This is a genomic window from Runella zeae DSM 19591, from assembly GCF_000423565.1.
GTDB lineage: Bacteria > Bacteroidota > Bacteroidia > Cytophagales > Spirosomataceae > Runella > Runella zeae.
On record NZ_AUIF01000077.1, the window covers coordinates 1 to 10,321 of the forward strand.

Annotated in this window: 8 protein-coding genes and 2 rRNA genes; 3 read left to right on the plus strand and 7 right to left on the minus strand. The window is 42.7% G+C overall.

The features are described from left to right. A partial coding sequence (locus tag G563_RS38480) for a hypothetical protein (protein ID WP_037327307.1) occupies positions 1 to 413 on the plus strand: 413 nt, incomplete at its 5' end. 204 nt (positions 414 to 617) lie between these two features. Here G563_RS38480 and G563_RS0117550 read toward each other — a convergent pair. The 4 genes from G563_RS0117550 to murA all read right to left on the minus strand — a co-directional run bounded on the left by G563_RS0117550 (position 618) and on the right by murA (position 5,927). Further along, positions 618 to 1,865, minus strand: coding sequence for an MFS transporter (locus G563_RS0117550; RefSeq protein WP_028666463.1), 1,248 nt, complete (start codon positions 1,863 to 1,865; stop codon positions 618 to 620). A 13-nt stretch (positions 1,866 to 1,878) separates the two neighbouring features. Beyond that, on the minus strand, positions 1,879 to 3,669 hold the full coding sequence (locus tag G563_RS0117555; RefSeq protein ID WP_051211051.1) for a 3-keto-disaccharide hydrolase: 1,791 nt from the start codon (positions 3,667 to 3,669) through the stop codon (positions 1,879 to 1,881). A gap of 77 nt (positions 3,670 to 3,746) precedes the next feature. Then, on the minus strand, positions 3,747 to 4,604 hold the full coding sequence (locus G563_RS37105) for a histidine phosphatase family protein (protein ID WP_028666465.1): 858 nt from the start codon (positions 4,602 to 4,604) through the stop codon (positions 3,747 to 3,749). Positions 4,605 to 4,619: 15 nt separating this feature from the next. Beyond that, the gene (gene murA / locus G563_RS0117565) at positions 4,620 to 5,927 is read right to left on the minus strand and encodes a UDP-N-acetylglucosamine 1-carboxyvinyltransferase (protein ID WP_028666466.1); all 1,308 of its coding nucleotides are present in this window, start codon (positions 5,925 to 5,927) and stop codon (positions 4,620 to 4,622) included. A 165-nt stretch (positions 5,928 to 6,092) separates the two neighbouring features. Between murA and G563_RS0117570 the strand changes: the two genes are divergently transcribed. Beyond that, positions 6,093 to 6,689 carry a pseudouridine synthase gene (locus G563_RS0117570; protein WP_028666467.1) on the plus strand — a complete coding sequence of 199 codons (597 nt, stop codon included), beginning with the start codon at positions 6,093 to 6,095 and terminating at the stop codon, positions 6,687 to 6,689. Positions 6,690 to 6,867: 178 nt separating this feature from the next. Here G563_RS0117570 and G563_RS0117575 read toward each other — a convergent pair whose 3' ends face one another. Beyond that, entirely contained in the window at positions 6,868 to 7,323 is a 456-nt protein-coding gene (locus G563_RS0117575; RefSeq protein ID WP_037327310.1) for a GNAT family N-acetyltransferase, read from the minus strand. Between the two features lie 190 nt (positions 7,324 to 7,513). Here G563_RS0117575 and G563_RS0117580 point away from each other — a divergent pair, with 190 nt between their 5' ends. Beyond that, a complete protein-coding gene (locus tag G563_RS0117580) occupies positions 7,514 to 9,949 on the plus strand; it encodes an ABC transporter permease (RefSeq protein WP_028666469.1) in 2,436 nt (811 codons plus the stop codon). A gap of 61 nt (positions 9,950 to 10,010) precedes the next feature. On the opposite strand, the gene rrf is transcribed toward G563_RS0117580, so the two are convergent. Beyond that, a 5S ribosomal RNA gene (gene rrf / locus G563_RS0117585) occupies positions 10,011 to 10,122 on the minus strand. An 81-nt stretch (positions 10,123 to 10,203) separates the two neighbouring features. Then, positions 10,204 to 10,321: ribosomal RNA gene (locus G563_RS0117590) — 23S ribosomal RNA — on the minus strand; the annotation flags it as partial.

The following is a 10,321-nucleotide window of genomic DNA, read 5'->3' on the forward strand; positions in this document are numbered from 1 at the left end:
GGTGGCCTTATGGGATTGATGAAAAGCCTTTTGATGAAAAATATTATGGGTGGTGCAAAAGAGTTGAACCTCCAACAAGAGAGGAAATTTCATTAGTGATTGACTGCTCTGATTATACCCTTAGCTGGTTTGAAGATAAAGAACACAATCCTAAAGCTCACATTTCTAATGATTGCCATTATATAATACATTTTATTTTTTGTCATGATCGTGAATTTATGCTGGATTTTGCCATTGCCTTCTTAGAAGAAAACCCTACTTCCTATGCGGAAACCCTTTGGTTTAACAATGATACGTATTTTGATGAATATACTTTGGCGGATTTGTATGAAATCAAGCGATTAGGGTATGCAAACAATTGGGCATGGTATCGACGCGGAAAGCCAGATGATGAACCTGAGAATACCCTCTAATTCTTTGGTCTATCTCTCCATCTAAAAAATCGAACGAATGAATATAAAGCTTCCTCCCTGCTCTTCGATAGCTGCTTGATTCAATCGAATCAGTTGCCGTTTGGTAAGACAGATTAAATCTTTATTTACGATTTCTAACATAATAAATTAATGACTCTCAAACAAAGATGCATTTTTTCTCATTCTTAGCCATCAGCCTACCGTTTACCCTTCTTTCAAATGCACGGTTTTGGTAGGGTCAATTTTTAACCAAAGCAGCGCGGCCACAAACAAGCACCCCGCAATGAGATACAGAGGGATATTGAAGTTTTTGGTGCTTTCGACCACCATGCCAAAGATAATAGTGATAAAAAAACCGCCCATTTGTCCCGCAAAATTCATTGAACCTGCCACTGTGCCTGCATTGCGCTTGCCAATATCTACACATACTGCAAAAGAAACAGGCAATGCCAAATCTTTGGTAAGTACACATATCGCCAACAAATAGCCCGAAAGCTCGTTGTTGGTGGTCAATCCGGCGGCTAAAAAGAAAAAACTAGACAAGCCTAAACCCGTAATGGCGACGGCTCTACGGCCTATCTTAAGTCCATATTTTTTGGACAAAACATCACTCAAAAGTCCACCTACCACACAACCAATCGCCCCCAGAAAGTAAGACAGTGAGATAAAATTTTTGGATTGCTCTTCGGTCATTCCACGGCCTTCTTGAAAGTAAGTGGAAGACCAATTAGTAAAGAAATAAGCCCCATAAAAAAACAAATGACACATGAGCATCAACGCCCAAATGTCGGGATTTAGGATAATTGTCTTCCACGGAATGGCATGATCCATTTGTTTGAGGTTTCGCCCTGCTTCTATTTCTTCTACTTCTTCGGGGCTAATGCCTTCTTTTTGGGAAGGCTCGTCTCTAAACCACCAAAACCAACCGATGGCCCATACTGCTCCTACCAACCCAAGCACCCCAAACGCCCAACGCCACCCCAAGGCATGAACCAGCGGAATCACCAACAACGGCGTAAGTGCACCACCGATACGCCCAGCTGCCCAAATCACCGACTGTGCCCGCCCTACTTCGATAGCCGGAAACCAACGCGAAATAGCAATAGTGGCGTTGGGATAAGCTCCTGCTTCTCCTACGCCAAACAAAAACCGAACAATCAATAAATACAAGAAATTAAAAGCCGTACCTGTAAGGGCAGTAAAACCTGACCACCACAGCACCACGCGTGTCAAAACACGACGGGGACCAATGGCATCACCCATGGCCCCCGTCGGGATTTCAAATAAAGCATATGCTAGTGAAAACGCCCCCAGAATCCACCCAAACTCTTCGTTGTTTAAACCTAAATCTGCTTTGACATACTTGCTGACGACATTCATGCAAACGCGGTCAAGAAAAGTGATAATCGAAAGCGCAAACAAAAAAGTTAGGGCACGGTAGCGATATTTCATGGGTTGAGTTTAGTTACCACATCAGCGAATAAGTAATCTTCGACGATGCGGGCGCTATCAACTCTTGTTCACCACCGATACTTCTTACGGCCGCTCCGTCAGCCTGAATATAGTAACTTTTATCCACAGCAAAGGTATTGTCATTGATTTTTATGATTTCTTTACCCGTAGCAAGGCGGCATTTGAGCGTGGCAGGGATGGTGCCTGTCAATCGAAGCTCACGCGTAAAAAACTTACTCTCTGCATCAGGGCGAATTTGGTCTTCGACTTTGATACCCGCCAAATCATATTTGAAAGTAGGACGGCCAGCCGCATCTATATCATATCCTCTTTGACGGAAGCCATCGGCCTCACCATAGGCTGTAGGCCAAGGGGCTTGGTCGCTCGAAAGAAGTGCCAAAGTAGGTTGATTGTTTAGATTAAGCACACTTCCTTGTGGAATACTCATACCATTACCACGGTCGTTCCACATGGGAGTTACATCCAAAAAGTCTCCTTTCCACACGCGAGCCAAGGCTCCTTTTTCGAGGTTGATAGCATAATGAATACCCGTAGGCTCTCCCACTGATATACCATGAGATACGCTTTCGTTATTAATACTGAAAAAACTACGGTGTACGGTAGGCTCGCTGCCTGGTTTTACCAAAATAGGATTGGTAGGATTGCTCATATTGACAGAGCCTAAAGCATGTAACTCTACGGCACGGTTGAAATCACTTTCTACCATGAATCCAAGCGAAGATTTGGCCCAATCGGTGTTTTTATTATAAACAAACTCAAAAGGAAGCTCACCCGCCGGAAGCGTCGCTTTGGCTTGTGCCTCCCACCATTTCCATTTTATAAGCTCTTGATTGTTGATGCGAAGGGTAGCATTTCCGCCATTGTTGACCGTTTGGAAACGATATTCACCCGCTACCGGAATCACAATTTTACCCACAAAACGAATCAGATAGCCATTGGGCTTACCTGCCATATCATAGGCAAGTTTGGTAACAGTGCCTTCTTTAACAGGTTTTACTTTGGCATAATCAGGCTCCGCCATCATCACCCCGTCGTATACCGTATATTTGATATCTTTCAAGGCAGGGACTTGAGTGCCGTATTGTTTTACCACCAAATTGCGGAAAGCCACACTTCCATGATCGCCTTGGATAAGTAAAGGGCCTTTTGCCACTTCACCTTCCATACCTCCACGAGTAATTCCCGACAATTCTACGTTTTCCTGTACTATCTGTCCATTAAGCTCTATTTTCAAAACTTTGGCATTAGCGATTTTTTTGCCATTGGCGTCAAAACGAGGGGCCTGAAACGAAATTTTTATTTTTTGCCAAAGACCCGGCGCCTTGCTAGCGTTCATGCGTGGCATATAACCTTCATAGCCTTTTTGGCCATTAGGGCGGCTTTCATCCCAACGCTCATAAATAGCGCCCAAATCATGGACGTGAGGCTGCTTAACACCCCAACTATCAAACAATTGGATTTCGTAACGCCCCTGAAGATAAATCCCCGAATTGGAGCCTTTGGCCATCATAAATTCAACCTCCACATCGGCATCACCATGTTCGAAGTTAGAGATTAAATCAAACTCACGGCCATATTTACCCCTTGGATGAATACACGCTAGTACACCTTTGCCCGGAGTAGTAGTCATGACATTATTTTGATTCAAATCAGCCGCGGCATTTCCCACAATCGACCAATTGGAAGAGGGATTTTTGAAGGCACTCAAGTCATCAAGAGAGATTGTTTGTGCCTGAGTAATCACACAAATGAGACTAAAAAAGGGAATTAATTTGCGTATCATTGTTTAAAAATTTTGTACCATTGGGTACGTATGATTGGGTTCTAATTATTTGCTTACAAAAATGAAAAAATTGAGCACTATTTACTTAACTCCGTCAGTTCATTTACTTTGATTGTAGTAATATAACGAGCCGTCTGCCCCGCCACTAGCTGAAAAATAGCCGCATCCCCCCACCCCAGCCCATTCATAGGCGCGGGGCTTGGCATAGTCGAAAAGCCAGCGTGAATTACCAACACGGTATTGTTGGCATCGATGGGCTGCTCTGTGGCTAGTTTCAAGGTGTTGTTATATCGATTGGCCTCATCATACACATAATAAGTAAGGTCTTTTGACGATTGGGGAGCCACTCCCAAATTCATCAAATCGGCCGTAGTAGAGCACCGGCAATATTCACTCGTATACACCCTCCCTACTGGTATTTCCAACACATGAAGGGCTTTTCCGATGGCTTCAGCATCTTTTTTACCTTGGTCATTGAGCTGACGGGCTAAATTAGCATCGCATGATTTCCACCAATTGGGTTGCGTGGATGCAAATTGGTCGGCTCCTACATCAGCCGCCGCATGACGAAAAACCAACGAATATCCGCCTTTCTGTAATGCTTTCAGAATACTCGCTCGTGGCGTAATCACCATTTTTATGACTAAACTATCGCCTAAATCACGCTCATTTTTTACCGTCATGCGATACACACCAACGCTAGCAGGCGCAGTATAAACCAATGAATCTTGGGAGTCTTGAATGGCACTTCCGCCCGAAACAGTCCAAGTCACGCGCTGATTGAATTTAATACTTACCTTCGACGAAGGAGCTACAATCATTGTTTTACCGTCAAAACCAATCGCATATAGTGGTAAGATGGCATCTTCTTTCTTACACCCTGTTAGGATAAGAAAAACAAACACAAATACTACTAAATAGGACAGGGTTTTCATCACCTAAAACTGATATTATAATCTCACAATTTCGGCACCGATGGCATTCAGACGCGTGTCTATATTCTGATATCCACGGTCAATTTGTTCGATATTGTCAATAATACTCACCCCTTTGGCCGACATTGCTGCTATCAAAAGCGATACCCCTGCTCTAATATCGGGCGAAGTCATGCGGATACCACGTAGTTGGGTAGCCCGATTGAGCCCTACTACGGTAGCGCGGTGCGGATCACACAAAATAATCTGAGCGCCCATTTCGATGAGTTTATCCACAAAAAACAAGCGACTTTCAAACATTTTTTGGTGAATCAGTACAGTTCCTTTTGCCTGAATCGCCGTCACGAGTACAATACTCAATAAATCGGGGGTAAACCCTGGCCAAGGGGCATCGGCTACCACAAGCATCGAGCCATCAATAAAAGTCTCTACTTCGTAGCGGTCTTGCGCAGGAATAAAAATATCATCTCCTCTAAACTCCATCTGAATGCCTAGTTTTTGGAACACTCCCGGAATCACTCCCAAATCAGGCACCGAACAGTTTTTGATGGTCAATTCACTTTGAGTCATGGCCGCCATTCCGATAAACGACCCAATTTCAATCATATCGGGCAGCATGGTATGCTCCGTACCATTCAGCTCAGCTACGCCCTCAACGGTAAGCAGATTTGAACCAACACCACTGATTTTAGCGCCCATGCGGTTAAGCATTTTACACAATTGCTGCAAGTAAGGCTCACAAGCGGCATTGTAGATCGTAGTGATTCCTTCGGCCATTACGGCGGCCATCAGGATATTGGCAGTTCCGGTTACCGAGGCTTCATCCAGCAGCATATATACCCCTTTCAATTGGCTGGCATCCACCTGATAAAAACCTCCGTCGTTTGGATCATAGTCAAATTTTGCGCCCAATCGCTCAAACCCTAAAAAGTGCGTATCCAATCTACGGCGGCCGATTTTATCTCCTCCAGGACGTGGAATGCGCCCCTTTTTAAAACGCGCCAACATCGGCCCCAACAACATCACCGACCCCCGCAATGCAGCCGCTTTTTGGCGGTACATTTCGGTTTCCATAAATTCAAGATGAACATCCGAAGCCTCAAACCGAATCGAACTATCGCTCAATCGCGTACGCTTTACGCCCAAATCTCCCAGCAAATCAATGAGTTGATTTACATCTCGAATATTAGGAATGTTATGAATTGTAACAGGCTCTTTCGTCAACAACACCGCACACAAAATCTGCAATGCCTCGTTTTTGGCGCCCTGAGGCGTAATCTCGCCCTTCATTTGACGACCACCTGCTATTTTAAATGAAGCCATATTAAAAGAATAAACTTTAGGAGTTTGGGATGAGAAATCAATAAATCAAATGTTGGGTACAAAGCTATCAATTTTTAAAAAAAGATGGCAAAAAATCCGTAGCGCATCTACAGCTATCATTCAATACTTACCGCTATTTTTACACTTTCTTGACTCCATTTTCTTATGTCTTCTTCTCATCGGTATTTTATTGTCAACAAGCCGTTTAACATGCACTCACAGTTTATAGGCGCGGAAGGCGGAATGATGCTGGGGGATTTGAAATTTGATTTTCCACTTGGGACTCATTGTATTGGACGCCTCGACAGCACCTCAGAAGGACTGCTGATTTTGACTACCAACAAGCAGATGACCCAATTGCTTTTTAAAAGTGCTCGCCCTCACAAGCGCACCTATCTCATTCAGGTATATAAAAATATATCTCCCCAAGCGCTGCACCAACTACGCGAGGGGGTTTTGATAAAAGTAACGGACCAAGGCATTTATAAAACCGCACCCTGCCAAGTAACCGTCGTTGAAAAACCCGCCGATTTGTTTGAAAGCGGCTGGCAATACCCCGACCATATCCCTAGCACGTGGCTAGAAATTACGCTTACAGAAGGCAAATTTCGACAAATCAGAAAAATGATGTCAGCGGTCAATCATCGTTGTCTGCGCTTGATTCGAATTTCTATCGAGTCACTGACTCTAGGCACGCTCCAGCCTTTTGAAGTACAGGAAATTTCGGAAGAAGAGATTTTTCAGAAATTAGGATTTAGTTAAACAAAAAAAGTCTCCGCCAATTGACAAAGACTTTTCACCATTACCCAGTTCAAATATAAAATTTCCTATGATGTTACGGATGCTATGATGATTCAAACCTACTAAAATTCAATCACTACATAGCCATAAGTATCCACGAAACGACGAACTTAAAGGATGAATGGTATATTTTTTACCGCTAAAGTGTAGTTTGGTCTAGGCGACAATCGAGACGATATAAATCAAAACCTTCGCTCCAATAGTCTTTTACCACTTCGCGAAGTTGTAGCCCAAATTTCTCATAAAATTGATATACCAATTGGGACGTTCTTACCGATACTTTACTGATACCTTCCATTTCTTTCATCCTTTCTATCCGAAAAGCGGTCAAGGCTCTGCCATATCCTTTGCCCTGACTTTGACGTGCCACCACATCCCACGATATAACGGCCGTAATACCGTCTTTGCCTAAGTTAATACCACCACACGCCTGTATTATCCCTTCTACTTCGAGTACATAGTATTGTTCCAGATGATGATTAAGATAATCAATGAAATCTTGTTCTTCGTTTACGGCAAAATACTGAGGAATATTTTCTCTTAATATTTCTAAGAGACGTTCTCTGTCAGCAGCACAATAAGGGCGAATATTCATAAAATTTATGTTCAAAAATGTTTTAATGTAAGCGTAATCGAACTATCAATGCAGCCAACACAACATGTAGCCTGAAATTCATCCCGTTTTTTACCCAATTTATCCCAATTTTTCATTCTGCTTATTATGCTCTTGTAGTTTGCTGTGAATTATTTGAGATAAACATTTACCTTTTTTTCAAAACAAAGACATGCTTGGAAGCTACCTCAAAACCTCTAGTCGCAATTTGATGCGCAACAAGCTATTCTCTTTTATCAATATTGTGGGCTTGGCCATTAGTATGTCGGTAGGCTTGTTGCTGATTGCATTCATTATGGATTTGTATTCCTATGATAAATTTCACAAACACGGTGACCGAATCTATCGTATCACGCACGTCGCCACGGTAAATAGCGAATTAAGCGGCAAGTTTAGCACTACCTCCTTAAAACTCGGAAAGCTTATTCGGGAGCGAGTGACTGGAGCTGAAGAAGTGGCGATTGTACACAACGACTTTTCGCAGGATGCACAGGTGGGTGAAAATATACTTCCTATCAAAGGTTTTTGGGCAGACCCGTCACTGTTCAAAGTATTCAGTTTTCCCATGGTAGCAGGCAATCCCGAAACAGCCCTTAAGGATCCTTATTCGATTGTGGTGACTGAAACAGCCGCTCAAAAACTTTTTGGGAGTGCAAATGCACTGGGAAAGGTAATTCAGTTTGATACCATCCAGTACAAAGTAACGGGTGTTATGAAAGACATTCCTTTCTTTTCGCATATTCACTTTGAAGTTTTGGTGTCGCTTTCAACGGCTGAACAACTCAATAAAAACAACAATTATGAACAATGGGCTAATAAATGGGCGAACTATGTATATCTCCTACTCCCTAAAAATGCCGATGAAACAGCCGTTCAGGCACAGCTTGATGCCATTGCCAAAGCGGGAAATATAGCCGAAGAAAACACAAAACTCAAACTAGAACTTCTTCCTTTATATGACTTAGTGGTAGGAGAAAATCTCAGCCGCTCTGAAGGAGGCGCAGGTTCTACAGGGCCGCACCTTCCTCCCATAATGCTATGGATTATGGGAGGATTGGCCCTCATTGTAATACTTTCGGCCTGTTTCAATTATACCAATCTTTCAATGGCCCGTGCCATGCGTCGTTTTAAGGAGGTAGGGCTCCGCAAAGCCATTGGTGCAGGGAAAAATGAAGTACGCCAACAGTTTTTGATAGAGGCAATTATGATTTCCTTGTCAGCGCTTGTTCTTTCATTCTTCTTGTTTCTAACATTACGGCCTCTACTTATCAATCTCGCCCCTGAAATGCAACGTACTATAAAGCTCGAAATCACACCTGTTGTGATGATAGCTTTTATTATTTTTTCGGTATTTGTAGGATCTATTGCGGGCTTTCTACCAGCACTGTTTTTTTCAAAAGTAAATGCCATCAGTGCCCTTCGAAATGTCTCCCGTCCGACGCAACGGTCAGTAAAAGTATTCAAACACCTCACACTCCGACGTAGCTTAGTGGTGATTCAATATACGTTTACCTTGATTTTTATTACTACAACCACCATCGGATATGTACAGTACAAAAACATCCTTGCTTTTGATTTGGGATTCAAAACCGAAAATATCCTAAACATTGATACACAGAGTAATCGTCCTGAAACACTTTTTCAAGAGCTAAGTGAACTACCAGAAGTCAAGGCTTTATCACGGTCGTTAATCATAACGAGCGTCGGGAATGCGTGGGGCGGATTTGTAAAATACCAAAATACGCGTGATTCGGCACTCGTTATGACAAACAACGTTGACGAAAATTATTTGCCTTTGCATGAATATAAGCTCATAGCAGGAGAAAATTTCAAGACTCGCCCTACTACCTTCCAAGCAGCTTCAGAAATGATTGTAAATCAACAATTTTTAAAACGATTTAACATCAGTTATAACGACCCTAAAAATGCCATTGGCGAGGTGGTTACGTTTAGTAATTTTCGTGGAACTCGCAAAGCCACTATCGTCGGCGTGATGAAAGATTTTCATTATGGGAAGGTCGAAAATCTCATTGGCCCCGTCGCTTTCATGCACTGGACGCCTGAAGATAGGGCAATCATCAACGTCAAAATACAAAGTACGGATATGACAGCAACCATGGGTAAAATTGAGTCGATTTGGAAAAAATACGATCGTGTTCATCCATTGAAAGCGCAATTTTATGATGAAGCTATCGAAGAAGCCTACCGCGAATTTTCGACCCTCATCAAAATCATTGGTTTTCTGGCTTTTCTGGCTATTTCGATTGCTTCGATGGGCTTATTCGGGATGGTTGTATTTACGACTGAGACTCGCCTAAAAGAGATTGGAATTAGGAAAGTGATGGGGGCCACTGCGGTCAATCTGGTCTACGTATTGAGTCGGGGTTTTGTGGTACAACTGTCATTAGCAGCATTTGTTGCACTTCCTACCACGTATCTTTTCTTCAAAAATTTTGTGCTAACCAATTTTCCTTATCATACACCCGTTCAAGTTTTTGAACTATTTATTGGCTTGTTAGTGGTACTACTTATTGCATTCATTATGATTGCTTCTCAAACAATGAAAGCTGCAAAAAGTAATCCTGTAGAGGTTTTGAAAAACGAATAGGAGTTTAGTTCAGTCAAAAAAAAAGCAGTTCCTTTTCGGGGAACTGCTTTAGTTATTAATATCGTGGCGGCTACCTACTTTCCCGGGTGTTATCCCAGTATCATCGGCGGAGCGGGGCTTAACTTCTCTGTTCGGAATGGGAAGAGGTGAACACCCACCCTGTAACCACCATCAAGACCTTCGTGACTAATCACTATTTTCTTTGGCTATTGCTCAAGTCATTGACATTGGAAAGAAAGATACAATAAATATTTATAAAGAAGATATTGGGCAATTAGTACTGCTCAGCTTTGATGTCACCATCTTTACACCTACAGCCTATCAACGTCATCGTCTATAACGTCCCTTATGTGGAAGTCTCATCTTCAGGCC

Coding starts and splice junctions, on each gene's coding strand:
- G563_RS0117575 (WP_037327310.1), bottom strand. CDS start 7,323: ATGAATATTCGCCCTTATTGTGCTGCTGACAGAGAACGTCTCTTAGAA.
- murA (WP_028666466.1), bottom strand. CDS start 5,927: ATGGCTTCATTTAAAATAGCAGGTGGTCGTCAAATGAAGGGCGAGATT.
- G563_RS37105 (WP_028666465.1), bottom strand. CDS start 4,604: ATGAAAACCCTGTCCTATTTAGTAGTATTTGTGTTTGTTTTTCTTATC.
- G563_RS0117570 (WP_028666467.1), top strand. CDS start 6,093: ATGTCTTCTTCTCATCGGTATTTTATTGTCAACAAGCCGTTTAACATG.
- G563_RS0117550 (WP_028666463.1), bottom strand. CDS start 1,865: ATGAAATATCGCTACCGTGCCCTAACTTTTTTGTTTGCGCTTTCGATT.
- G563_RS0117580 (WP_028666469.1), top strand. CDS start 7,514: ATGCTTGGAAGCTACCTCAAAACCTCTAGTCGCAATTTGATGCGCAAC.
- G563_RS0117555 (WP_051211051.1), bottom strand. CDS start 3,669: ATGATACGCAAATTAATTCCCTTTTTTAGTCTCATTTGTGTGATTACT.